The following is a 24,234-nucleotide window of genomic DNA, read 5'->3' on the forward strand; positions in this document are numbered from 1 at the left end:
TTCATGCACGTGACGCGCCAACGCGTCGCGAAGGTCCGTTTCGGGCTCTTCGATCGACACACCGGCCAGCGGACCCGCCTCCTCGCGGCCGCCACCACCGCTCTCGTCGTCGCCGGCGGGGGCATCGCCTACGCCTCCACCGATGTGTTCGGCACCGACCAGGTCGGCCAGACCACCGACAAGGGCCTGGTCGTGTCCGGCGACCAGTACATCAAGCCGATCGGTGACCGCCTCATCATCAACAACGGCAAGATCATGTCGTCCTCGGTCAGCCCGGACGGCACCCACGTCGCGGCCTCGGTCACCGATGGTGGGATGGCGCTCGCCATCGTTGACCTGAAGAACTGGAATGTGCAGCAGCTCGTCGGCAAGAACGCGGCGGCGAACCTGCGCATCAGCGGCAACGACGTGGGCCAGGAAGGCCCCACGTACTCGCCCGACGGTTCGCAGCTGTGGCTGGGCCAGACCGACGGCTACCGCAAGTTCACCGTGAACCCGGACGGCACCCTCGCCAACCCGGCGTTCATCCAGATCCCGGCGGACGGGCCCCGGCACGCGCTGGTGGGTGAGCCGGTGTTCTCGCCCGACGGCTCCACCGTGTACTCCGCCGTCAACGGCCAGAACCGCGTGGTCGCCATCAACGCGGCGACCGGAGCCATCCAGCAGAGCTGGGCCGTGGGCAACGCCCCGCGTGACCTGGTCATGGTCGGGACCAAGCTCTACGTCAGCAACGAGGGCGGGCGTCCGGCGAAGCCCGGCGACACCACGATCAACTCCTACAACACCCAGGTGCCGGCCGACCTGATCACCGGCGCCACCACCACCGGCACGGTCAGCGTCATCGACCTGGCGAACCCGGCTGCCACGGCCACGAGCATCGACGTCGGTCTGCACCCGACCGCCCTGTACGCCAAAAATGGGGCACTGTTCGTCACCAACACCGCCACCAACGACGTGTCGGTCATCGACACGTCCAGCGACAAGGTCGTCCAGACCATCGCCACCCAGCCGTGGCCGGTGGCCTCGGTGGGCTACGAGCCCGACGCGGTGACGCTCACCGACGACGGTCACCTGCTGGTGACGCTCGGCCGCGCCAACGCGGTCGCCGTCTACCGGTACACAACGCCGCAGGAGCCGGTCAGCTACGTCGGCCTGCTCCCGACGGACTACTTCCCCGCGGAGATCACCACCGTCGGCGACGACGTGCTGGTCTCCAACACCCGTGGTATCGACGCCCGCCGCCCCACCAACAGCGCCGGGCACGGCACCCATGACACGACGTCGAGCCTGCAGCGGTTCACGCTGCCGGACGACTCGGAGATCGCCAAGTCCACGGCCACGGTCTTCGCGCAGAACGGCTGGGGCAAGAACGACGTCAAGCAGGCCAAGGGCAACTCCGCGCACGCCGTGCCGGTCCCGAAGCGCCTCGGCGACCCGTCGACCATCAAGCACGTCTTCCTGCTGGTCAAGGAGAACCGAACCTACGACCAGGTCTTCGGTGACGACCCGCGTGGCAACGGCGACCCGTCGCTGGCCCAGTACGGCGAGAACGTGACGCCGAACCAGCACGCGTTGACGCGTCAGTTCGGGCTGTACGACAACACGTACGACATCGGCACCAACTCCGCCGAGGGCCACAACTGGCTGATGCAGGCCGACAACCCGGAGTACACCGAGTCCAGCGCCGGCGAGTACCTGCGCAGCTACGACACCGAGGACGACGCTCTCGGCCACCAGCGGACCGGCTTCATCTGGACCGGTGCGCAGGCGGCGGGCAAGACCGTGCGGGACTTCGGCGAGTTCCAGCAGTTCCTGACCAAGCCGTCCGGCGCGAGCTGGCAGAACCTGTACTGCGACACCAAGAACATGGAGGCGACCGGGCAGAACACCGCCTACACCCTGAACTCGTCCTCGCCGATCCCGTCGCTCAACGACGTGTCGGTGCACGGCTTCCCGAAGTTCGACACCAGCGTCCCGGACATCTACCGGTACGAGATCTGGAAGCGTGACTTCGAGGCTAACGGGCCGGCGAACCTGAACATGTTCTGGCTCTCCAGCGACCACACCGGTGGCCCGCCGAACGGGGCCGCCCAGGTCGCCGACAACGACCTGGCCGTCGGCAAGATCGTCGACACCATCTCGCACAGCAAATGGTGGAAAGACTCCGCGATCTTCGTCGTCGAGGACGACTCCCAGGCCGGCCTCGACCACGTCGACGGCCACCGTGCCCCGATCCAGGTCATCAGCCCCTGGGCCCAGCACGGCACCGTGGACAGCCACTACTACACGCAGATCACCATGATCCGCACCATCGAGCAGATCCTCGGGATTCAGCCGATGAACCAGAAGGACAGCGCCGCCACCCCGATGAGCCGGGCCTTCACCAACAAGCCCGACTACACGCCGTTCAACGCCCTGCCGAACCGCACGTCGCTGACCCTGGGTCTGTCGACCCCGCCGGCCTGCGGTGCGGACACCCCGGCGCCGCAGAACCCGAACGCCGCGGCCGCGCCGTCGGCGAAGGTGCCGGCGGACAAGAAGGAGATCGCGGCGAAGTGGGGGGCCTGGAAGTCGCAGCAGCGGTTCGCCGGGCCCGACGCCAAGGCCGACTCCGCCAACCCCGCGCAGATGAACCACTTCTCGTGGTACGAGGCACACGACTGGACGAAGCCCTACCCGGGTGAGACCGCGATCTACACGCCGGACCAGGTGCCGGGCGCCTACATCCCGTCGTCGGAGAACGACGGCTGACGTAGGCTGATCACATAGGAGGGCCCCTGGTCGGCGTCACCGCCGGCCAGGGGCCTCTTATGTCCCCTGTGTGGCGAACGCACCAGCCAACTGAATCTGCTGCTTGCCGGGCAGGCACAACCCGCCCGACAAGAGAGAATTAGGGCGTTCCGCTCCACCACCGTCACGCCCGTTTCATCGACCGGATTCCTCGAGCTCGACGACGCTGTCCGCTCGGGCCGGTAGGAGCAGGGCGGTGACGACCACAGGCAAAGACAGCACCGCGCCGATGATGAAGGCCAGCCGCATGCCGTCGAGGTTGGCGAGCACCTCTGCGACTCCCGCGGATTTCAGGGCATCGGCTCGCGCGCTCATCACGGTGATCACGAGCGCGGTGCCGAAGGCCGCGGCGACCTGCTGCAGGGTGCTCAGGATCGAGCTGCCGTGGGAGTAGAGCTGCGGGGGAACCGCTCCGAGCCCGAGGGTGAACACCGGGGTAAAGGTCGCGGCCAGACTCACCATCAACAGCGCGTGCAGACCCAGGAGCTGCCAGTACGGCATGGTCATGGTGACCTGTGTGAGGCCGGCGAGCGCGAGCGCGATTCCGATCGCGCCGGGAATGACCAGAACCCGGCCGCCGAACCGGTCGAACAGGCGGCCGACGGTCGGACCGAGCAGCCCCATCGCGAGGCCGCCCGGCATCACGAGGAGTCCTGTCTCCAGGGGGCTGAGCCCGCGGACGTTCTGCAGGTACAGCGGCAGCAAAATCATCGAACCGAGCATCGCCATGAAGGCCACCGACATCAGGACCAGCGCGACCGTGTAGGTGCGGTGGCGCAGGGTACGCAGGTCCATCAGCGGCACGCCGCGCTTCTGCAACGACAGCTGGCGGACGACGAAGACGGCGATGGCGACCAGGCCCACTGCCACGATCGCGACGGCCACGCGGACGTCACCGCCCTCGAACCGGCTGAGCCCGTAGACCAGGCCGCCGAAGCCGGCGGCGGCGGTCACCACGCTCAACCAGTCGATGGTGCTGAACTGGGGCTCTCCGACGTTCTTGAGCTGCGTCAGGCCGCGCCATGTGATCACCGCGGCGATGGGGAGCACCACAGCGAACAGCAGCCGCCAGGACCCGAATTGGAGGATCAAGCCCGAAACCGCCGGGCCCATTGCGGGCGCGACCGAGATGGCCAGGGTGACGTTGCCCATCACGCGGCCCCGTTCTGCCTCCGGCACCACCTGCATCAATGTGGTCATCAGCAGCGGCATCATCACGGCCGTCCCGGACGCCTGGATGATGCGGGCGCCCAGCAGCACCTCGAACGACGGCGCGACGGCGGCCAACGCCGTGCCGGACAGGAACAAACCCATCGCGGTGGCGTACGCGCGACGGGTGGACACCCGCTGCAGGAACCATCCGGTGATCGGGATGACAGCGGCCATGGTCAGCATGAAGGCGGTCGAGAGCCACTGCGCGGTCTGCTCGGTGATGTGCAGAGCGCCCATCAGCCGCGGGATCGCATTGATCATGATCGTCTCGTTGAGGATGACCACGAACGTGGCGAGCACCAGCAACCGGATCACGGCCGGGGTGCGCCCTGAAACGGCGGTCGCGGACTTGGCAGGCGAATCAAGCTGTGCGGCGGGCACGGCACCTCGATCAGGGTTGTCGGGGAATGACGTGGTCATGGCTGGCATCCCAGCCTGGGGTCCCACAAGAATTTGTGGTCTTGGCAAGCCTGACAGGCACCACCGACAAAACTCATCGCCCGTGCCCAGCATCCCGGCAAGTGACGCGAAATGTCACCCGGTTTTCACCGGCGGCGGACGGCGATCTCCGGCTGCGTCCACGGAGGTGCCGGGCTTTCCCATCTCCTGGGTATCCGTGCCCAGTCCACACGCTCCAGCGCCGTCCTCCCGCCACTATCGGCACACACGCACGACCTGGGGAAATGCGACCAACATCATTCCGCGGGAGCTCGGGGTCACCGGGTTGAGAGGGCAGTTGATCCACTGCCGACCGCATGAACGTGTCCGGATGGTGCCGCTTCGCGCGTGAAGAAACCATCCGCCCACATCAGAGCGCGTTTTCATGCCGCCCACGGTGCTAGAAGACGCCCGGTACAGCTACCCCGGTACAGCTACGAAGTACAGCAGTAAGGGTTGGTGCGCGGCTATCGGCAACCCCACACGAGGAGCCACGCCACGCGCATTGCCGGGCCGCAAGGCGGCGATCGCTGGCGCGCGACAGGTCCGGATCTCGCCAGCCCATTCCCCGCCGGCATGCCAACTTTTCCTCCGGAAGGCGCGTCTCACCCTTTATGGGAATATTGTTTCGCGGCACCGCTGCAGCCGTCGCCTTTTTCGTCACTGCGGGGCCGACCGCCGCCCATGCCGTGGCGCCGGCCGGTCAGTGGAGTGTCGTCCATGACGACCGCCGCGACTCCTACGAAGCGGTGACGGTGACGCCGGGTGGGGCGGTCTGGGTCGCCGGGACGAGGCGCCCGGATCGCGGATCGACCGGCGCCGAGTCGCTCCTATTGAAGGGCGGCCGGTCCACCTTCAAGCGTGTCACCGGGCCGGGCTTCCGTGTGAAGCGGCTGACGTCGGCGTCCGACACCAGGGTCTGGGCGTTCGGCGCGTCGCGATACGCCCGGTGGGACGGCAAGCGCTGGCAGGTCAAGCGATGGCGCTACGGCCGGGTGGATCGGGCGTACTCCATCGGCAGGAACCTGTGGGTCATCGAGAACTCCAGCGCGTTCCCGTCGGCCGGTAACGCTGAGTGGAAGGCACGGTCCACGCTGCGGCGCCTGACCGGGTCGGTGTGGCGCAGGGTCCACACGCCGATCGTGGTCAAAGGACTCGACGGCGCGTGGGCGGCGGGCTCGGTGCGGGGCACGGCGGCTCTGGCCCGCTGGACCGGCACGGCCTGGCGCGCGGTTGCACTTCCAGCGATTCCGTCCGCACGCTCAGGCCAGATCTCGGAGCTGACGGATGTCGCGGTCGACGGTGAGACCGGCCGGGTGATGGCCGTCGGCTGGGTCGCCTGGCCGTGCGGCAGTGCGAAGCACCCCTTCTGCGGTGAGACTTTGCTGCTGTCCGGCTATCTGGGCGGCTGGAACTTCGAGGTCCGTGGTGAACCGGGCATCCAGCCGCGCGCCCAGGCGGAGCCCGACGGCAGAGGCGGGGCCTGGATCGTCTACGACGCCAAGGGCGGAGGCAGCGGGTATCTGCACATCGGCGCCGATAGTGTCGAGCCGGGCGCCTTTCCGGCTCCGCCGAACCAGAACGCGTCCGTCCGTGACCTCGCCATCCAGCCGGAGAGCGGTTCCGTCTGGGCGGTCGGCGCGGCACCTTCTGGCCGCAGCGGTTTGATCTGGGCCCACGGCCGCTGAGTCGGCTGGGCATCGGGGCCCACACGGACGGGGGGGCTGACTGCCAGAACGCACATGCAGCGGGCGGGAGGGAAGTCACCCCCTGCCACAGCAGGCATACATCCGCTCGGCGATCAGCTGGGAAACAGGCGATGATCCATCCCGCGTATATCCCGCGGACAGCGGCCGAGGGCTGCTCTCGCTGGCATACGGCTGCGCATGGCTAAACGATCAACGGCGTCCGACCCGGGCGAACCCGCTGGTCAGACGCCGTTTTGGGAGGTAGAGCGGAGAGCGTGGGATTCGAACCCACGAGACCGGTCACCCGGCCTAGCGGTTTTCAAGACCGCCGCCATCGTCCACTAGGCGAGCTCTCCTGGGTGACGCCCAAGAGGGCGTCACGATGCACCATAGTCTCTCACCGCGCGGCAAGTGCCCGCGACAGCATAAGACGATCTTTCCCCGGCGCGGGGCTGAAGCTCGGTGCGAACTGGAGCCCAGGGCCGGGGAGAGACGCTAAAGCTGGTCCGGGATCTCCGAGAACCGGCGCTCGCCAAGAGCCTGGGGCCCGGCGAAGCCGTCTCCCACACTCGCGGCCAGGCGCAGGTACGCCTCGCGGGTCGCCTCCTGCAGCCGGTCGAGGTCGATCTCGGCGCCCTCCTCCAGATGCGGGTCGTACGGCACGCGGACGACGGCCCGGCAGCGGGCGGCGAAATGGGCCTCCAGCCGCTCCAGGTCGACGGTCGACTTGGAGCGTGGCCGCACGCTGCACAGCACCACGGTCGCCGCCTTCACGAGGTCGCCATAGTGGTGCGCCTCCAGCCAGTCCAAGGTCGCGGACGCGGCCCGAGCGCCGTCCACCGATGGCGAGCTGACCAGCACGATCTGGTCGGCCAGCCCCAGCACTCCGGACATCGCCGAGTGAAGAAGGCCGGTGCCGCAGTCGGTGATGCAGATCGAGTAGAAGTTCTCCAGCACCTGCGACACCGCGTGGTAGTCCTTGGCGCTGAACGCCTCGGACACCGACGGGTCACGGTCCGACGCGAGGATCTCCAGCCGTGACGGCGCCTGCGACGTGAATGCCCTTATATCTACATACCGCTTGATCTGCGCGCGCTCGTTGAGCAGGTCACGGACGGTCGCCGAGGTCTCCAACTCGACCTTGTCCGAGAGCGTTCCACGGTCGGGGTTCGCGTCGACCGCGATCACGCGGTCGCCGCGCACCTGGGCCAGCGTGGCCCCCAGGCCGACCGTCGTCGTGGTCTTGCCGACGCCACCCTTCAGGCTGAGCACGGCGACCCTGTGGTGCCCCGTGGCCACCGGCGTGCGGGCCCGGTTGATCAGCTCGCGGCGACGCCGTACCTCCGGGGGCTCGCCCGGCTTGATCCACCCAGCCGACGCCTTGTAGACGAGCTTCCGCCATCCGCCCGCCGGAGCGTTCCGCCGGCCCTTGAGGAGGCTGACCGGGTCGAGGCTGTCCGCGGACGGCTTGCCGCCCGCCGCGCGCGCCGGGGAGCTGAACGCGGAAACCTGCGGCGCCTGACGGCGTCGCGGCTGGTACGGCTCCTGCTCGGCGACGTTCCCGCGATCCCGCTCGTACGGCTGCCGCTCGGCTCCATGGTCACGCTCGTACGGCTGCCGCTCGGCTCCATGGTCACGCTCGTACGGCTGCCGCTCAACGCTCCTGTCGCGTCCGTACGGCGGGCGCTCGTCGGCGGTTCCGTGATCACGCTCGTACGGCTGCCGCTCCTCGCCGGCGAGGTCGTCCCGGAGGGAGCCGGTGAAACGGTCGTCCTTGAATCCGGCCGGCGACCTACTGGGCGGAGCGCCCACAACATGCGACGGGCTCTCCGGCGGCGCGAAGGGCTCTTCCCGCTGCATCCCGAACGCGGAGTCCTGCCCGAACGTCGGCTCCTTCCCAAAAGCCGCGTCCTTCGGGAAGACCGGCTTCTGCGGGAAGGGGGTCTCCTTGGGAGGCTCCGCGGGGAAGGAGGACTGCTCCACGGGGGCGGACAGTTCGACGGGCAACGCCGGCTCCAGCCAGCCCCGCACCGGCTCCTCAGCCGACGACGGCTCGGAGGGCTCCGCGTCCCGGTAGGGCTCCCGATCGTCCCCGTACTGCCCAGTATCCCCATACGACCCGGAATCGCCGTACGACCCGGAGTCCGCGTATGACCCCGCGTCAGCGCGCGACTCACGCTCGTCCGCATAAGAGTCCCGGTCGGACCCATAACCAGTGTCCCGGTCCCCATAAGTGTCCCGGTCGGCTTCGCCGTGCACCTTGCGGGCCTCGGAGTCGGCGAAGGCGCCCAGGTTGAAGGAGTCGGTGTCCGCCGGGGACTCGCCGAACGCGCCTCGGCCGAGCTTCTCCCCGAAAGCGAAGGTCTCCCGCACTCCCAGGGTCCCGGGCGGCGAGGTCGGGTAGTCGTCCTCCGGCGCGTCGTCGTCACGGCCGGACGACCGCTCGGCGGCCTCCCCGGACCCGGCCGTAGCCCTCCCCGACGGGGCCGCGGATGCCGATGACGACCCGAAAGACGACCCGAAAGCGGCGAAGGGCTCGACGGGCGGCTCGGCGGGAGCGTCCTCCGAGGACCTCACCCCAGCCGCCGGGCCAGAAGCCGAGGCGGTCTCCCCGGCCGGCGACCCGTCCTCATCCGCTGCGTCGCCGGCCACGCCCACCGAGCCAGGGCCGTACACGGAGTCGACCGCACTGCGGAAGAGCGCTCCGGAGGCGGGCTCGGACGGCACCAGGCTCCAAGGGTCCTTGGGGTATGGCGAGGAGGGCTCGGGCTCGGCCGGTGGCGCGGGAGGCGGCGTGGGAGACGCCAAGGTCGCGGACGTCACCGCGCTTACCGCGATCTCGACCTCGTCCGGCATTTCCTTGATCGCGTCCAGCCATGCGAGCTGGTCCTCGAGAGAATGGGGATCCTCGCGATCATGTCTCGCCACCGTGTACCCCCTCGGGATGGGCTAAATGGGCAGCAAACACATTGCAGATTAGCGTCCCGTAATACGGTGAATGCGGGCAACCGCCGAGTTCTCCACCACGCTACTTTAGGTCACATGCGCGCGATCGTGATTTCGGAACCGGGCGGACCCGAGGTTTTGGTCTGGCAAGAAGTGCCGGATCCCCGTCCCGCCGCAGGTGAGGTGGTCATTGACGTTGCCGCCTCGGCGGTGAACCGGGCGGACCTCCTCCAGCGCCAGGGACACTATCCGCCACCCCGTGGCGCGTCCGACATCCTCGGCCTGGAGTGTTCGGGAGTCATCTCGGAGATCGGCGAGGGCGTCGAGGGGCTCTCGGTGGGAGACGAGGTCTGCGCGCTGCTCGCGGGTGGCGGATACGCCGAGCGCGTCGCCGTACCGTGGCAGCAGGTCATGCCCGCCCCGGACGGGATCTCGCTGGCCGAGGCCGGCGCGCTTCCCGAGGTCTCCTGCACGGTCTGGTCCAACGTCTTCATGACCGCCCGCCTCCGAAAGGGCGAGACCCTGCTCGTCCACGGCGGCGCGAGCGGCATCGGCACGCTGGCCATCCAGCTCGCCAAGGCGTACGGCTCCCGCGTGCTCGTGACGGCCGGGTCGGCGGAGAAGGTCCAGGGCTGCCTCGATCTGGGCGCGGACGAGGGCGTGAACTACCGCGAGGAGGACTTCGCGGAGAGGTTCGCGGGCCAGGCCGACGTCGTTCTCGACATCGTGGGCGCCAAGTATCTCCCCCGGAACATCGACACCTTGAAGACCGGCGGCCGGCTGGTCGTCATCGGTATGCAGGGCGGGACGGTGGGCGAGCTCGATCTCGGCAAGCTGCTCGCCAAGCGGGCGTCCGTGTCCGGGGCGGGCCTGCGGGGCCGTCCGGTGGACGAGAAGGGCGTGATCTGCCGCGGAGTGGCGGACAACATCTGGCCCCTGATCAGCGCTGGAGCCATCCGGCCCGTCGTGCACGCCGAGGTTCCCATGGCGAACGCCGCTGAGGCTCATCGAATGCTCGAAGCCGGTCAGCACATCGGAAAGATCCTGCTGACACGGTGAGCTAGGTTGGTTCGCATGGGCTCGAACCGAGCCCGATCGAGCACGGATGACAGAGCACAGATAACCAGACAGAGGTCACCGAGCACAGCGGCCCGCCGGACGAGACGGCAACGGGCCCGCGGAGCGAAACAGGAGTGGTTAGCGACCGATGAACGCAGACGAGAGCACCCCACAGATCGTGGTCGTGGGGCCCGAGGGCCTCTCGATCTCCGGCAAGAACGGCGAGCACGGCGAGCACGAGGAGCGATCCGTCGCCGACCTGGTCGAGCAGCCGGCCAAGGTGATGCGGATCGGCAGCATGATCCGCCAGCTCCTCGAAGAGGTCCGCGCGGCTCCCCTCGACGAGGCCAGCCGCAAGCGCCTCAAGGACATCCACCAGAGCTCCATCAAGGAGCTGGAGGACGGCCTGGCGCCTGAGCTCGTGGACGAGCTCGAACGGCTCTCGCTGCCGTTCACCGACGACAACGGCGCTCCCCCGAGTGACGCTGAGTTGCGGGTCGCGCACGCCCAGTTGGTCGGCTGGCTGGAGGGGCTCTTCCACGGCATCCAGACCACGCTGTTCGCCCAGCAGATGGCCGCCCGCGCCCAGCTTGAGCAGATGCGCCGCGCCCTCCCCGGCGGCATGTCGCAGTCACCCGACGACCAGGGACATCGCGGCGCAGGCGGCCCCTACCTGTAGAGACCTGCAGAGACCTGCAGAACCTCCTGCGGAATCCCTGCAGAGACCTGCGGAGAACGCCCGTGGAAACCCCAGGCCCCCCGGCCGGCCTACGGGTGACTCAGAACAGACCTCAGAACAGACCTTCGAGGACCTGGGCGACTCCGTCGTCGTTGTTGGCCGCCGTCACATGATCGACGGCGGCCAGCACGTCGGGGTGGGCGTTCGCCACGGCGTACGACGTGCCGGCCCAGGTCAGCATCGGCAGATCGTTGGGCATGTCGCCGAAGGCCACCACCTCGTCGGGTTTGATCCCCCGCTCGGCGGCCAGCGCGGCCAGCGCCGAAGCCTTGGTCACGCCGTACGCGCTCATCTCGATCAGCGCCCGCCCGCTCGAATGGGTCGGCGTCACGAGGTCTCCGACGACCGCCAGGACCCGGCGGTGCAGCTCGTCCGGGTTCATTGACGGGTGATGGGCGAGCAGCTTGGCGCAGGGCCGCGAGGTCAGCGTGGAGGTCCCCACCCGCAGCCCGGACACCGTCCTGGTATCCCACCCGCCAAGTTTGAAGTCCGACTCGTGGGCGAACCCGCCCTCATACTCCACCGAGAACGTCAGGTCGGGGACCTGGCCCCGCAGCCGCTGGACGGACTCCTCCAGGATGTCGGCGGCGATCAGGTGCGACTCCACGATCTCCTCGGTGTGGAGGTCGTAGACGAGCGCGCCGTTCGCGCAGATCGCGAGCCCCCGATGATGTACGGCTCCCGCGACGCTGTGCATCCAGCGGGGCGGCCGGCCGGTGACGAACACCAGCGTTCCGCCGGCGTTCTCCACCCGGGCGAACGCGGCGGCGGTGCGTGGGGAAATGGTGCCATCGGCACGCAGCGCGGTGCCGTCGAGGTCTGTGGCGACAAGGCGGGGGCACGTCATGACAGGTTCCAGTTTGCACCGTCAAGTGTGTGCTCCACACCTTCGAGGACAAGAAATCTCCCCCGGACATGGAACACCAACGGGCGTCATAGTGTTAGATGTGATGGCGTTGTATTAGCTGTTCCCGTAGCGAAAACCAGCTTGACTGTATGAGCCACCCGGGGAGCTGTGCGACACACCCGGGGTCCACGAGGTGTGGTCCCCAAGATTCACTTCCTTAGGGAGAGCGTTAATGGCTCAGGGAACCGTCAAGTGGTTCAACGCTGAGAAGGGCTTCGGCTTCATCGCACCGGATGGCGGGGAACCGGACGTCTTCGTCCACTTCTCCGCGATCACCGGCTCCGGCTACCGCAACCTGGAGGACGGCCAGCGGGTGGAGTTCGAGGTCACCTCGGGCCCCAAGGGTCCGCAGGCGTCCAACGTCCGGGCGATCTGACCACTGACTCACTGAAGGCGGGGTCCGCACCTGCGGACCCCGCCTTTCGTGTGTTCAAGGCCGCTCTCGTACGGCGCCTACCGGGAGGCGGGCCGCTTGATCGGCTCCAGGACGTCGAGCCCGACGTAGGGGCGCAGCGCCTTGGGAACGACCACCGAGCCGTCGGCCTGCTGGTGGTTCTCCAGGATGGCGACGATCCATCGGGTGGTGGCGAGCGTGCCGTTCAGCGTGGCCACGTGCTGCGGTTTGCCGTCCTCGTCGCGGTAGCGGATGCGCAGCCGCCGGGCCTGGAAGTCGGTGCAGTTGGACGTCGAGGTCAGCTCGCGGTAGCGGCCCTGGGTCGGCACCCAGCCCTCGCAGTCGAACTTCCGGGCCGCCGAAGCGCCCAGGTCGCCCGCCGCCACGTCGATCACGCGGTACGGAATCTCGACCTTCTCGAGCATCTCCTTCTCCCAGCCGAGCAGCCGGCGGTGCTCCGCCTGCGCGTCCTCGGGACGGCAGTAGGAGAACATCTCGACCTTGTCGAACTGGTGGACGCGGATGATGCCCCGCGTGTCCTTGCCGTACGACCCCGCCTCGCGCCGGAAGCACGACGACCACCCGGCGTACCGCAGGGGCAGCGACGAGGTGTCGAGGATCTCCTCGGAGTGGTAGGCCGCGAGCGGCACCTCGCTCGTCCCGACCAGGAACAGGTCGTCGGCCTCCAGCCGGTAGACCTCGCTCGCGTGCGCGCCGAGGAAGCCCGTGCCCGCCATGGCCTCGGGCTTGACGAGCACCGGAGTGATCATGGGGACGAAGCCGGCCTCGATGGCCTGCTGGATGGCCATGTTGAGCAGGCCGAGCTGGAGCCGGGCGCCGACGCCGGTCAGGTAGAAGAACCGGGCGCCCGACACCTTGGCGCCGCGGTCGGTGTCGATCGCGCCGAGCAGCTCGCCGAGCTCCACGTGGTCGCGGGGCTCGAAGTCGAAGACGGGTTTCTCCCCGACCTCCTCAAGGACGACGTAATCGTCCTCGCCGCCTGGAGGCGCCTCTTCCTCCACGAGGTTGGCCACGCTCATCAGCAGCCCGTCGAGCTCGCCTCCGAGCGCCACGGCCTCCGCCTCGGCGGCCTTGACCTGCGCGGCGAGGTCCTTCGCACGGTCGAGCAGCGCCTGCCGCTCGTCCCCGGAGGCCCGGGACACCGACTTACCGATGCTCTTCTGCTCGGCGCGCAGAGACTCGAAGCCGCTCAGCGCGCTCCGGCGGCGCTCGTCGAGGGAGAGCAGCGTGTCGACGACCGAGTCGTCCTCGCCTCGGGCGCGCTGCGACGCCCGGAGCCGGTCAGGGTCCTCACGAAGGGTACGCAGGTCAATCACAGATCAAAGGCTACCGGAGCCGGTACGGCTGCCGCCCCGCGCTCACCGCCGCGAGTCCGCGACAGGGCCTGTGACACCGCCCGCACGCCCGGACCCGGTGCCACCAGCGAGGATTTCCCCGCAGTAAGCCCCCCTGGCAACGCTCAGACGAGGCCGGACCGGATGCGGCTCAGCCAGCCGGCGGCCTCGGCGAAGTCGGCGTCGGCCGTGCCGCGCTTGATGTTCGTGGCGACCTGGTCGGCCCGGGGGTAGCTGCCGAGGAAGCGCAGGTCGTCGGACAGACGGTGCAGCCCGGAGATCGCCTCACCGACCCGGAAGTCGGCGACATGGCCCTCACAGTCGAAGTGGAAGAAATAGCGGCCGATGCCGTCGCCGGTGGGCCTCGACTCGATGCGGGTCAGGTTGACGCCCCGGACGGCGAACTCGCTCAGCATCTCCAGCAGCGCGCCCGGATGGTCGTCCCGGAGGAAGGCGACCAGCGAGGTGCGGTCGGCGCCGGTGGGCTCGGGCAGCTCTCCAGGCCGGCTGACCCGGACGAACCGGGTGACCGTGTCGGACCGGTCGCCGATGTTCGAGGCGGCCTCGTCCAGGCCGTAATACTCTCCCGCGATGGCCGGGCTGATCGCCGCGTCGTACGGCGAGCCGGGCGCGGCGACCTCCTGCGCGGCGGCGGCGGTCGAAGGCGCCGCGATCACGACGGCGCCGGGGAACTCGCGCTCGATGTAGCCCCGGCACTGGGTGTGCGCCGCCGGGTGGGTGATCACGCGCTTGATCTGCCGCGGCTCGGTGCCGGGCCGTACGAGCAGGGAGAACTCGACGGGAAGCAGCAGCTCACCGGTGATGAGGAGCGGCTGCCCCCAGGCCAGCTCGTCGAGGGTCTGGGTGATCGCCCCCTCCACGGAGTTCTCCAGGGGGACGACGGCGCCGTCTGCCTCGCCGCTGCGGGCGGCGTCGAGCGCGGCGCCCACGTTGGCGGACGGCAGGCGCTCGGCGTCCGGCGCCAGGATTCGCAGGGCGGCCTCACAGAAGGTGCCCTGGGGCCCCAGGTAAGCGAGCTTCGGCATAGCACAAGGTTAACCGCACCTGAGCAGCACCGGTGTGCGCATTTCTACCGGCGGGTCCGCTGGGGCTCCGGCCAGGGCCGCGCTGGTGGCCGGAGCTCCGCCTCGGGGCCGATGCCGAGGCGGGCGGCTCTGACGGCCTGCTCCTCCTCGGGCGAGAGCGGCTGCCTGCCCTTGCCTCCGCTGATGGCGCGGACGTAGGTGCGGGTCTCCGATCGACCGTTGATGGACGTCAGCACGATGCCGTCGCCGAACCCGTTCATGAGGGCCACCGAGAACGACAGCCGCCCGGTCATCTCCTCAAGGGCGTCGTACCGGTACACCGCCACGTCCCGGATGGCCTTGCTGTCCACGGGGCCGCCGACGGCACTACGGCGGGCCAGCGCGTCCAGGCACTCCTCCACCGAGCACCGCGCGCTCCGCAGCGCGAGGAGGCCGATCGCCACGCCGGTCGCCCCCGCGAAGGCGCCGGCCATCACCACAACGGTAACCAGCACGACACAGAGCGTAACGACCCGGTCAAGGCACCGCAGTGGGAACCGGCGAGCTCAGGCGGTCCGGCGTCCGGCGCCCGGGCAGCCAGGAGGCGAGCACCCACACGAGCGCGACGGCTCCGAGGCCGAAGGCGTCCTGCACGATCTTGCCGATGACCGGGCTGATGACGGGGATGTCCAGCGCCTTGATCGACACGCCCCACCAGGGAATCGGGAGTACGTAGTAGAGCCAGACGCCACCGGCGACCAGCAACCGCACGCGGTCCTTTCCGGAGCCGACCAGAGCGGCGAGCACGATCACCAGCCACGCCAGGTGGTGGATCCACGCCACCGGCGAGAGCAGCACGGCCATCAGCCCGGTCAGCGCCACGCCGGTCATCGTGTCACCGTCGAGGAAGGCCCGGCGGGCGTGGCGGAAGCCGTACCAGCCGATCACGGCGACGGCGGCGAGCCAGATCACCGAGGTGAGCCAGCCAGGCAGGTAGAGCCGGAGCAGCATGCCCCGCAAGGACTGGTTGGTCGTGGCCGCGTTCGCCCCGAGACGCTCGGAGTCGAGCAGGGCCCTGAACCAGTAGTCCCTGGCGTCATCGAAGATCACAAGGAACGGCAGGATCGTGAGAAGCGCCGCCACGAACGCCGCCATGAAGAAGACCCGCCGCTGCCGCTGGTTGTCACCCTGGCCGCGGAATCCCGTGATGGCGAGGGAGATCAGGAAGACGCCGGGGGTGAGCTTCACGGCTGTCGCCAGGCCGACCAGCATGCCGCGCGGCCACCGCGGCCTCCTGGCCACGAGGTCGGTCAGGCACAGCGCGACCAGGAAGAGATCCACCTGACCGAACCTGACCTGGTCTCTGATCGGCATCAGGTAGAGGCACGCGGCGGTCAGCAGGCCGTAGACCAACGGGGCGGCGAGCGGCACGGTCAGCCGCTCCAGCAACGGGCGGAAGCCGTGCCAGACCGTGACGGCGAGGGCCACGACGATGCCGATCGTCCAGACCCACTGCGCGGCGGGCCATGACAACACGGCGAGCGGCGTGGCCAGCATCGCCGCGACCGGTGGATAGGTGAACGGCAGGAGCTGCGGAGCCGGGGTGATCACTCCATAGACGGGAAGGCCAAGCCGGAGCGCCGAGCCGCCCATACGGTAGACATCGAGGTCCACGAGGCGCTGGTCGTCCGGGTTCGTCAGCCAGTACGCGATCAGCGGAGCCGCCGCGACGACGACGATGAGCAAGGAGAGAGACCACATCCACGCGGGCCGCTTGACGGCGGTCGTCTGGCCAGTCGTCATGACGAGGGAGGCTACCGTGGAGTCCGTCTCTTCCCGTCATCCGAGGAGCCCGCGAATCGTGCACGGTGCTCAGCGCGTCACGCAGACCTGTCGCCGCCCCCTGACCTGGGCGACGATCCTGGCACTGCCCCTGGCCCTGACTATGGCGCTGGCTCTGGCGCTGCTGTCGTGCGTGACGGCCCTGGCCCTTCCGGCGTCCGCGGCCTCTTCCGCCCGAGCCTCTTCCGGGGCTCCCGCCGGGCGGGTGGTCGTGATCGGGGTGCCCGGCCTGCAGTGGGACGATCTGGACTCCTCCCGCACTCCGAACCTGTGGAGCCTGGCCGGCAAGGGCGGTGCGGCGTCGCTGTCCACGAGGACGATCCCGCCGGAGGGACTGCCCGTCACCTGCCCGGTGGGAGGCTGGCTGACGGTGTCGGCGGGCCAGCGAGCGGGATCGGGCGGCACGTCCTGTACGGCTCCGCCCACGCCTGTGGTGGCTTCCGACGGCTCGGCCACGATTCCGGGGTGGGGCGCGCTCCTGGCGTTCCAGCAGTCGAGCTCCTACCAGGCGCGGATCGGGCTGCTCGGGCAGACGATCATCACCGCTGGTGGCAAGGTGGCCGCGATCGGACCGGGAGCGGCCCTCGCCGCCGCCGATAAGAGCGGAAAGATCCAGAAATATGCCGCCACGGCGGATGAGCTGGGCGATCTCACCCCGTACACGGTCGTTTTCGCGGAAGCCGGTGAGATCACCCAGGCGTGGGAGCGTGGCGGGGAGGCCCGCGGGAGCGCCGTGGCCGCCGCGGACCGGACCGTCGGCTCGGTGCTCGCGCACGTCCCCGAGGGCGCCACGGTCCTCCTAGCCGGTCTCTCCGACTCCGGCTCGGCCGCGCACCTCCACGTGGCCATCGCCACCGGCCCGACCGGCGCCGGCGACGTGGTGGGTAACGCGGCGGCTGGGGAGCGAGAGCCGTACCGGACGGGGTGGCTGACCGCGACCTCGACCCGGCAGGACGCGCTGGTCACAGTCACCGACCTGACCGCGACCGTCACCCACGTGCTCGGCCTCGCCACTCCCGAAGGGGTCGTCGGCAGGCCGTGGCAATCCGGGGGCGATGCCCCGGCGGGCGTGGCGGCCACCGTCACGCGGCTGGCCGACGCCGACCTGGCCAGCCAGGTGCTCAAGGAGGTCAGAGAGCCGTTCTTCATCGCTCTGGTGACCGTCCAGGTGCTCTTCTACGGCCTGGCCGCCATCGTGATCAGGCGGCACCGGCGGATGCTCGCCGCCACGCAGGTCGTGGCGGTCGTCAGCGGCGCGATTCCGGTGTCGGCGTTCCTCGCTCAGCTGGTGCCGTGGTGGAGCCTCGCGCACCCGATGCCCGCGCTGGTCGGCACGATCCTGGCCATCGCCGGGGTGATCGCCGGGCTCGCCTTCGCCGGGCCGTGGCGCGGCCATGTCCTCGGGCCCCTGACCGTCGCCGCCGGAGTGAGCTCTCTGGCCCTTCTCGCCGACGTCATGAGCGGCTCCAGGCTCCAGGTGAACGCCGTGATGGGCTACGAACCGGTCACCGGCGGGCGCTTCTACGGCTTCGGCAACATGGCTTTCGCCGTCTACTCGACCGGCACGATCCTGCTGCTCACCGGCGTGGCACAGGCTCTCCTCGATCGTGGCCTGAGGAGGCTCGCGCTGGTCGTCGCGCTCGCGTACGGCCTGCTCGCGATCTTCGCCGACGGCTGGCCGAGCTGGGGGGCCGACTTCGGCGGCGTGCCGTCGTTCGTCCTGGGGTTCGCCGTTTTCGTGTTGATGCTGACCGGGAGACGGGTGTCCGTCGTCAGGCTCGCCCTGGTCGCCATGGCGGGAGCCCTGCTGATCGGCCTGATCGCCGTGGCCGACTGGCTCCGGCCGGCCGACCAGCGGACCCATCTCGGCACGTTCGTCCAGCAGCTCGCCGACGGCCAGGGCGGCTCGGTCGTCGGGCGCAAGCTGGGCGCGATGCTTCACACACTGGGGAATCTGCCACTGACGCTGCTGTCGGTCGTGGCGCTGGCGTTCCTGTTCCTGGTGCTCTCACGACCGTCGAGGTGGGGCGCGTCTGCGCTGAGTCAGGCGTACGGTCACACGCCCGCGCTGCGGGCCGGGCTGTTCGGCGCGCTGACCGCCGCCCTGGTGGGCTTTCTGATCAACGACTCGGGGATCGCCATCCCGGCGATGGCTCTCACGGTGGCCGTGCCGCTCACGCTGGCCGCCTCCGTGCGCGCGCTCCAGCTCGCGCCGCCCACCACGCCAGACCGATCGTCAGCGCCAGCAGGAACCATGGCACCACCTGCGACCTGACCACGCTGACGAGCCATCCCATGTCGGCGGGCTGGTCGAACTGCCGCGCCGGAAGATACGCCAGCGAGAGCGCGGCCAGCCGGGCCACCATGAAGCCGTCCAGCGCCGGCCAGGGCACCAGCCCGAGCAGCGCGAAGGCCAGGCCGTCATACCAGGGCAGCGCGTACGGCGTGGCGAACAGCCAGGCCACGGCGAAGGCGAGCGCCACCCGCGGAGCGTCCAACGCCGTGGGATCGTCTAAAGCTCGCTGAGCGTCCACCGCCGCCGTGGGGGCCGTGGGGGCCGTGGGGGCGCTGTCGAGCGTCGTGGGAGCGCCGAGCGTGCAGGCCCTCAGGGCTCGGAGGAGCAGGAAGGCCAGGATCGCCAGCAGGAGCAGCGAGCCGATCTGGATCCACGCGTGGTAGGACCCCGGCCCCGCGAGCGCCTGCGCCGCCTCCTTGACCAGCTTCCACGGCGTGGCCAACGACACCGACTTGCTGGCGTTGAGCACCTGGTTGAGCGCGCGGGGCCCGGCCAGCCAGTAGGTCACCAGCACGGTCAGCGTCGCCGCCCCCGCGACGAGAGCCGGCTTCCGCGGCGCTCTGCGAAGCTCCCAGGCGGGACCGAGGGCGACGAGCCCGACGGTGACCTTCACCGCGATCCCCAGCCCGAGCAGCACCCCGCTTCCCCACCCGGCGAGCACGCCGCTTCCAGGTCGTCCCGGCCGGACCACGAGGGCGGCGACGACGAAGGCGATCGCCAGGGTGTCGAGGTGCATGCCCGCCGCGAGCTGGTAGACGACCAGCGGGTTGGCCGTCCACAGCAGCGCGGCGCGGCGCTGCCGTACGGGATCGTGGCGGGTGAACCGGTGGAGCAGCAGCGCGGTGGCGATGAAGGCGGCGGCGTTGGCCAGCGCCATCACGAAGACGGTCAGCCAGAGGGATTCACCGCCGATCTCGGCGGCCAGGGCCTGTACGGCTGTCGCGACCGGCCCGTAGACGCTCGGCACCTTTCGCCACTCCTGGACCGCGCCGACGACCGGATCGCCGGGCAGATTGGCGGGAACGGTGACGTAAGGATCGTGTCCGAGCGCCGCCATCCGCCCGTAGGCCGCGTAGTTGAGATGGTCACTCGACCCTGACGGCGGCAGGAAGGCGAGCACCGCGGCCGCCAGGCAGCCCGCCAGCAGGAGCCACCGGGCATCCGGCAGGCGGCGGAGCGACCGCAGCCCCGCGACGAGGCCGAGCGTGCCCAGGATGACCGCGGCGGCGGCCAGCCCGATGACAAGATGGCCATCGGGCCCGAGGCCGAGGGAGTACGGCGGCTGCCACGCGGGCCCGTGAAGCGCCGGCACCATGGCCGAGGGGCCGAGCAGCCCGATCGTGATCGTGATCAGGATCGACAGGCCGGAGGCGACGAGCGCCGGTGCCGGCGATGACGAAGATGCGGAGGCCCTCGAACGCCCGGCTGCCGTGAGCCGTCCCAACAGCCTTGGCCCCCGCGCGGTCTCCGTCCCGGCCCATTCCACCCCCGAATTCCACCACACCACCCCCACTCTCGGGGTGATCACGTGGTGATCATGCGCAGGTTCCCGGCCGCCAGGGCTGACCAGCCATCCCTCTTGGGGTGATCATGCACACCTTCCCGCAGTACGGCATCTAACTGGGCGGGAGCCAATGGTGATCATGCACAAGGGGAGTACCAGATCACGAAAGCGGAGACCCCTGCTTAGACGCCCGGATCGGGAATCTACGCATGATCACGAGCGGCGTTGGACCTGCTCAGCCAGGGCACGCGGAAATCTGTGCATGATCACGGACGGTCTTTGAGGCGGGGGCGGAGGGCGTCGACGCCCTGCTTGACCACGCTCTGAACCGTGGGCTCGCGGACGGTCAGGGCGCGGCCGACGTCGCGGAGCTGCTTGGCCCGGTGCAACTGGGCCCGCCAGTCGGTCCCGGTGGCCCGGTGGGCCATGTCGACCTCCACCTCGACGACCCGGAAGCCCTTCCTCAGCAGGTCGACCGTCATGCCCGTCTCGACGCCGAACCCGTGGGCCAGTGGCCGCGCCGCCTCGAACGCCTCCCGGGTCAGGCATCTCTGCCCGTTGAGTGGCTGTGTCGGCGCCCAGCCCGTCAGCCGCTTGATTCCGTCGCGGGCCAGCCGTACGACCATGCCGTGACCACCGAGCTTGACCCGGGTCGTGAACGTGGCGATGGTCATGTCGGCCGAGCCGGAACGGACCGGGACGATCAGCGGGAGGGCCGCCCCCGCCGTGTCCCCCAGGTCCGCGTCGAGGAAGAGCAGGTGCCGCGGCACGCCCTCATCGAGGAGCCGTACGGCTTCCGCCCCGCTCTCCATCGCCGCGGCCTTGCCCCTGTTGCGGCTGTGCCGTACGACACGGGCGCCGGCCGCCCTGGCCACCCGGCCGGTCTCGTCGGCCGAGCCGTCGTCGACGACGACCACGAGATCCACGCCGGGCAGCTTCAGGGCGGCCGCCACGGTGCCGCCGATCCGGTCGGCCTCGTCCTTGGCCGGGATCACGACCGCGGTGTCCGGAGTCGGCACCACCAGCTCGCCCATGTGTGTCTAGCCCTGCTGTTCCGCCGTGAGCACGTCGGCCGGCACGGCCTCGTGCACGGTGAAGACCGAGTCCAGGCCGGTGACCTGGAGGATCTTCCGTACCGCCGGCCTCGGCGCCGCCACTTCCAGGCTGCCGCCACGCTCGCGTAGCCGCTTGAGCGCGGACAGCAGCACGTTCATGCCGGTGGAGTCGCAGAACTCCACTCCGGACATGTCGATGACCACTCGGTCCGGCCCGGTTTCCAGCAGCCGGGTGAACTCCGACTGCAGCCGGGGAGCGGTATATAGGTCAATTTCGCCGGAGACGGCCATGACGGCGTGACCGGCGTGGGATTGCGTCGCGACTTTGAGCTCCACGAGGCGCACACTAGCGTCGTGACGGCCCCGGGTCACGCTCCTACGGAATTACCGAAGAGTCGTCCGCCCTTTGTCCCCGATTCCGTGGGCAAGTAAACGCGGAGTGCGCGAAGCTTAACGGTATGCGACACCGGCTTTGCCGGAAGGGGGGCCCGGAACCTCCGCGTCTTGGTCGTCACTTCGTGAAGGAGGGCGGGCGCCGAGCACAGTGGGCCCGACAGCATAATGAACACTGAACTTCCCGAGGATCCCCAGCGTCGGAGGCTACGGGAGCGGCTGGAGGTCATCCAGGTCCGCACAGAGAAGGCGTCCTCATGGCGTGACGCCGCCGCGCCACTCCGGCCGCTGATCAACCGCGAGGGGTACGTCCCGATCAGCGCGAGACTGGCGGGCGAGGACCTGGACTTCCTCGCCGCGGCCCGCGAGGAGCTGCTGAGCTTCCTGGAGCTGGGCATCCGGTTGCTCGACCTCCACCAGCCGAGAGACGCGGGCGGCATCACCAGTGACGCCGCCAACCCGATTCTGCGCTGCCGGAGCTGCATGTGGCGGTGGCCCTGCCCGACGTTCCGGGCGATGGCCGAGGCGTTCGTGCCGTACGACCACCCCGGAAGCCCCGAGGAGGATGAACGGCTCCGGCACCAGGGCGATCCATGACTCCCGGCACGGTCAGGGTGAGAGCGGCAGCCTGATCTCGAAGCGGCAGCCGGGACCTTCGTTGACCACGCCGATCTCGCCTTCGTGCGCCTCGACGATGCCCCGGGCGATGGCCAGGCCGAGCCCCGCGCCACCGTCCGGGCCGGGGGTCCGGGCGGCCTCGCCGCGGAACGCCACGTCGAACACGCGCGGCAGGTCGTCCTCCGGGATCCCTCCGCAGCAGTCGAGCACGGAGAGGCTTGCCATCCCCCCGTCGGCGACCGCTCGGACGGAGACCGTCCCGTCGGCGGGGGTGTGGCGGATGGCGTTGACCACCAGGTTGCGTACGGCCCGGCCGAGCTCTCCGGCGTCCGCGTTCACGGGCACGGCCGCGTCGGCCTCGCCGGACAGGTGAACCCGCTTGGCCCGGGCGAGGGGCTCGACTCCCGCGAGAGCATCGGCGAGGAGGTCGCCGAGCCCGACCCGGCCGCGCGACAGCCTCAGCGAGCCGGCGTGAATCCGGGAAAGCTCGAAGAGGTCGTCCACCATGCCCGACAGGCGATCCACCTCCAGCCGGATCTGTGTGTGATAGCGCTTGACGGTGTCCGGGTCGCCGGCCACACCGTCCTCGAGCGCCTCGGCCATGGCCCGCATCCCGGCGAGCGGAGTCCGGAGGTCGTGGCTGACCCACGCGACCAGCTCACGCCGGGCGCTCTCCAGGGCGCGCTCCCGCTCCCGGCCGAGGCGCAGCCGCTCGTACGCCTGCTCCAGCGCCGTGCTGATGGTCTGCAGCTCGGCGGGCAGCGGCCCTTCCGGTGGGCTGAACCGGCCCGAGGGCGACACCTTCTCCAGCGCCTCCACGACGCGCCTGCTGGCCAGCACCACCCGCCTCGCGTTGACGAGCGCGACGCCGAGGCCGACGAGCCCTCCGATGGCGACGACCGTGAGCACGATGTTCTTCGGGCGACCGTCGATGACCATCTCCAGCGTGATCGCCACGACCCCGGCGAGCGTCGCCGTGACGGTGACGACGGCGACCACCGCGAGCATCACGCCGATCGAGCGGCGGCGGAGCACCCGCAGCAGGGCGAGGCCGAGCCCGGCGATGATCAGGCCGAGCCCCGCGGTGACCGCGACGATCTGGAGGATCATGTCATCGGCTCGTATCGGTAGCCGACCCCCCAGACGGTGACGATGCGCCGCGGATCGGTCGGGTCGGGCTCGATCTTCTCCCGCAGCCTGCGCACGTGCACGGTCACGGTCGAGGAGTCGCCGAAGGACCAGCCCCACACCTGGTCGAGGAGCGCGGTGCGGCTGAACGCCTGGCGGGGGTTGCGCAGCAGGTAGACGAGCAGGTCGAACTCCCGCGCGGTCAGCGTGATCTCCTCGCCCCCGAGCCGCACCTCGTGGGCGCCCACGTCCACCACGAGATCGCCGTCGCGCAGGACGCCGGTTCCCGTGGGGACCAGCGCGCCCCGGGCCCGCCGCAGCACCGACTGGACGCGCAGCGCGAGCTCGCGCGGGCTGAACGGCTTGGTGACGTAGTCGTCGGCCCCCGTCTCCAGGCCCACGACCCGGTCGATCTCCTCGCCGAGCGCGGTCAGCATGATCACCGGCACCGGCCAGCGTTCCCGCAGCTTCCTGCACACCTGGAGGCCGTCCATCTTCGGCAGCATCAGGTCGAGCACGAGCAGGTCGGGCGGGTCGGCCAGGGCCCGCCGCAGCGCCTCTGCGCCGTCGCCCACGCATTCGACCTCGTGGCCGTCCCGTTCCAGGTAGCGGGCGACGACCTCTGCCACGGTCGGGTCGTCGTCGACCACCAGCACGCGCGCGGCGGCGTTTCCAGTCATCTCACTCCTAGGTCGTGTCCGTGGAGAAGGCACACCCTCACGGTATGGCCGCGCCGGGGTGTTCTCCGAGACACGTCATCACACCGTAAGGCCGGCCGGGCAGGTGCCGATGCGTGCCGTACGGCTGTCGCCCCGGCGCTGAGCCACGCGTCTTTGCGGAAGAGC

Annotated in this window: 19 protein-coding genes and 1 tRNA gene; 7 read left to right on the forward strand and 13 right to left on the reverse strand. The window is 69.8% G+C overall.

What is annotated here, in order from left to right:
* The first annotated feature begins 3 nt into the window (after nucleotides 1-3).
* Entirely contained in the window at nucleotides 4-2,751 is a 2,748-nt protein-coding gene (locus ABH927_RS15085) for a bifunctional YncE family protein/alkaline phosphatase family protein (protein WP_370021896.1), read from the forward strand.
* Between the two features lie 174 nt (nucleotides 2,752-2,925).
* On the opposite strand, the gene ABH927_RS15090 is transcribed toward ABH927_RS15085, so the two are convergent.
* Nucleotides 2,926-4,383, reverse strand: coding sequence for an MDR family MFS transporter (locus tag ABH927_RS15090; RefSeq protein WP_370021898.1), 1,458 nt, complete (start codon nucleotides 4,381-4,383; stop codon nucleotides 2,926-2,928).
* A 746-nt stretch (nucleotides 4,384-5,129) separates the two neighbouring features.
* On the opposite strand from ABH927_RS15090, the gene ABH927_RS15095 reads away from it, so the two are divergent.
* Entirely contained in the window at nucleotides 5,130-6,128 is a 999-nt protein-coding gene (locus ABH927_RS15095) for a hypothetical protein (RefSeq protein ID WP_370021899.1), read from the forward strand.
* Between the two features lie 267 nt (nucleotides 6,129-6,395).
* On the opposite strand, the gene ABH927_RS15100 is transcribed toward ABH927_RS15095, so the two are convergent.
* Together ABH927_RS15100 and ABH927_RS15105 are read right to left on the reverse strand one after the other, a co-directional pair.
* Nucleotides 6,396-6,484: transfer RNA gene (locus ABH927_RS15100), tRNA-Ser, on the reverse strand.
* A 139-nt stretch (nucleotides 6,485-6,623) separates the two neighbouring features.
* Nucleotides 6,624-9,056: an AAA family ATPase gene (locus ABH927_RS15105; RefSeq protein WP_370021901.1), complete on the reverse strand. Its 2,433-nt coding sequence runs from the start codon at nucleotides 9,054-9,056 to the stop codon at nucleotides 6,624-6,626.
* 114 nt (nucleotides 9,057-9,170) lie between these two features.
* Between ABH927_RS15105 and ABH927_RS15110 the strand changes: the two genes are divergently transcribed.
* Both ABH927_RS15110 and ABH927_RS15115 read left to right on the forward strand, forming a co-directional pair.
* Nucleotides 9,171-10,133: an NAD(P)H-quinone oxidoreductase gene (locus ABH927_RS15110; RefSeq protein WP_370021902.1), complete on the forward strand. Its 963-nt coding sequence runs from the start codon at nucleotides 9,171-9,173 to the stop codon at nucleotides 10,131-10,133.
* A 148-nt stretch (nucleotides 10,134-10,281) separates the two neighbouring features.
* Nucleotides 10,282-10,812, forward strand: coding sequence for a bacterial proteasome activator family protein (locus ABH927_RS15115; protein WP_370021904.1), 531 nt, complete (start codon nucleotides 10,282-10,284; stop codon nucleotides 10,810-10,812).
* 112 nt (nucleotides 10,813-10,924) lie between these two features.
* On the opposite strand, the gene ABH927_RS15120 is transcribed toward ABH927_RS15115, so the two are convergent.
* Nucleotides 10,925-11,719 (reverse strand): HAD family hydrolase, encoded by a 795-nt coding sequence (locus ABH927_RS15120; RefSeq protein ID WP_370021906.1) that lies wholly within the window; start codon nucleotides 11,717-11,719, stop codon nucleotides 10,925-10,927.
* A 232-nt stretch (nucleotides 11,720-11,951) separates the two neighbouring features.
* Here ABH927_RS15120 and ABH927_RS15125 point away from each other — a divergent pair, with 232 nt between their 5' ends.
* Nucleotides 11,952-12,155, forward strand: a complete 204-nt coding sequence (locus tag ABH927_RS15125) for a cold-shock protein (protein WP_370021908.1) — start codon at nucleotides 11,952-11,954, stop codon at nucleotides 12,153-12,155.
* Nucleotides 12,156-12,232: 77 nt separating this feature from the next.
* On the opposite strand, the gene serS is transcribed toward ABH927_RS15125, so the two are convergent.
* The 4 genes from serS to ABH927_RS15145 form a co-directional block, all read right to left on the reverse strand.
* Complete coding sequence (serS, locus tag ABH927_RS15130) at nucleotides 12,233-13,510, reverse strand: serine--tRNA ligase (RefSeq protein ID WP_370021910.1); 1,278 nt, start codon at nucleotides 13,508-13,510, stop codon at nucleotides 12,233-12,235.
* Between the two features lie 143 nt (nucleotides 13,511-13,653).
* Nucleotides 13,654-14,574: a prephenate dehydratase gene (gene pheA / locus ABH927_RS15135; protein WP_370021912.1), complete on the reverse strand. Its 921-nt coding sequence runs from the start codon at nucleotides 14,572-14,574 to the stop codon at nucleotides 13,654-13,656.
* A gap of 44 nt (nucleotides 14,575-14,618) precedes the next feature.
* Entirely contained in the window at nucleotides 14,619-15,068 is a 450-nt protein-coding gene (locus tag ABH927_RS15140) for a DUF4446 family protein (protein WP_370021914.1), read from the reverse strand.
* Between the two features lie 22 nt (nucleotides 15,069-15,090).
* Nucleotides 15,091-16,356, reverse strand: a complete 1,266-nt coding sequence (locus ABH927_RS15145) for a glycosyltransferase 87 family protein (RefSeq protein ID WP_370021916.1) — start codon at nucleotides 16,354-16,356, stop codon at nucleotides 15,091-15,093.
* Nucleotides 16,357-16,414: 58 nt separating this feature from the next.
* Here ABH927_RS15145 and ABH927_RS15150 point away from each other — a divergent pair, with 58 nt between their 5' ends.
* The gene (locus ABH927_RS15150; RefSeq protein WP_370021918.1) at nucleotides 16,415-18,670 is read left to right on the forward strand and encodes a hypothetical protein; all 2,256 of its coding nucleotides are present in this window, start codon (nucleotides 16,415-16,417) and stop codon (nucleotides 18,668-18,670) included.
* Here the strand turns inward: ABH927_RS15150 and mptB are convergent.
* From mptB to ABH927_RS15165, 3 genes are all read right to left on the reverse strand, one after another.
* A complete protein-coding gene (gene mptB / locus ABH927_RS15155) occupies nucleotides 18,570-20,219 on the reverse strand; it encodes a polyprenol phosphomannose-dependent alpha 1,6 mannosyltransferase MptB (RefSeq protein WP_370021920.1) in 1,650 nt (549 codons plus the stop codon). The genes ABH927_RS15150 and mptB overlap by 101 nt on opposite strands.
* Nucleotides 20,220-20,461: 242 nt before the next feature.
* Nucleotides 20,462-21,229, reverse strand: a complete 768-nt coding sequence (locus ABH927_RS15160; protein WP_370021922.1) for a glycosyltransferase family 2 protein — start codon at nucleotides 21,227-21,229, stop codon at nucleotides 20,462-20,464.
* Between the two features lie 6 nt (nucleotides 21,230-21,235).
* Complete coding sequence (locus tag ABH927_RS15165; protein ID WP_261584628.1) at nucleotides 21,236-21,586, reverse strand: STAS domain-containing protein; 351 nt, start codon at nucleotides 21,584-21,586, stop codon at nucleotides 21,236-21,238.
* Nucleotides 21,587-21,811: 225 nt separating this feature from the next.
* On the opposite strand from ABH927_RS15165, the gene ABH927_RS15170 reads away from it, so the two are divergent.
* Nucleotides 21,812-22,240: a hypothetical protein gene (locus ABH927_RS15170; protein WP_370021924.1), complete on the forward strand. Its 429-nt coding sequence runs from the start codon at nucleotides 21,812-21,814 to the stop codon at nucleotides 22,238-22,240.
* 12 nt (nucleotides 22,241-22,252) lie between these two features.
* Here the strand turns inward: ABH927_RS15170 and ABH927_RS15175 are convergent, their stop codons facing one another.
* A complete protein-coding gene (locus ABH927_RS15175; RefSeq protein ID WP_370021926.1) occupies nucleotides 22,253-23,371 on the reverse strand; it encodes a sensor histidine kinase in 1,119 nt (372 codons plus the stop codon).
* A complete protein-coding gene (locus tag ABH927_RS15180) occupies nucleotides 23,368-24,069 on the reverse strand; it encodes a response regulator (protein ID WP_370021928.1) in 702 nt (233 codons plus the stop codon). Before ABH927_RS15180 ends, ABH927_RS15175 begins: the two co-directional genes overlap by 4 nt.
* Between the last annotated feature and the right edge of the window lie 165 nt (nucleotides 24,070-24,234).

It is taken from the genome of Planotetraspora sp. GP83 (assembly GCF_041262585.1).
Classification (GTDB): Bacteria; Actinomycetota; Actinomycetes; order Streptosporangiales; family Streptosporangiaceae; genus JAOEGB01.

Excerpts from the sequence above, each read along its gene's own strand:
- ABH927_RS15085 (WP_370021896.1), top strand. The coding sequence starts at position 4 with ATGCACGTGACGCGCCAACGCGTCGCGAAGGTCCGTTTCGGGCTCTTC.
- ABH927_RS15110 (WP_370021902.1), top strand. The coding sequence starts at position 9,171 with ATGCGCGCGATCGTGATTTCGGAACCGGGCGGACCCGAGGTTTTGGTC.
- ABH927_RS15115 (WP_370021904.1), top strand. The coding sequence starts at position 10,282 with ATGAACGCAGACGAGAGCACCCCACAGATCGTGGTCGTGGGGCCCGAG.
- ABH927_RS15120 (WP_370021906.1), bottom strand. The coding sequence starts at position 11,719 with ATGACGTGCCCCCGCCTTGTCGCCACAGACCTCGACGGCACCGCGCTG.
- ABH927_RS15125 (WP_370021908.1), top strand. The coding sequence starts at position 11,952 with ATGGCTCAGGGAACCGTCAAGTGGTTCAACGCTGAGAAGGGCTTCGGC.
- pheA (WP_370021912.1), bottom strand. The coding sequence starts at position 14,574 with ATGCCGAAGCTCGCTTACCTGGGGCCCCAGGGCACCTTCTGTGAGGCC.
- ABH927_RS15145 (WP_370021916.1), bottom strand. The coding sequence starts at position 16,356 with ATGACGACTGGCCAGACGACCGCCGTCAAGCGGCCCGCGTGGATGTGG.
- ABH927_RS15160 (WP_370021922.1), bottom strand. The coding sequence starts at position 21,229 with ATGGGCGAGCTGGTGGTGCCGACTCCGGACACCGCGGTCGTGATCCCG.
- ABH927_RS15170 (WP_370021924.1), top strand. The coding sequence starts at position 21,812 with ATGAACACTGAACTTCCCGAGGATCCCCAGCGTCGGAGGCTACGGGAG.
- ABH927_RS15175 (WP_370021926.1), bottom strand. The coding sequence starts at position 23,371 with ATGATCCTCCAGATCGTCGCGGTCACCGCGGGGCTCGGCCTGATCATC.
- ABH927_RS15180 (WP_370021928.1), bottom strand. The coding sequence starts at position 24,069 with ATGACTGGAAACGCCGCCGCGCGCGTGCTGGTGGTCGACGACGACCCG.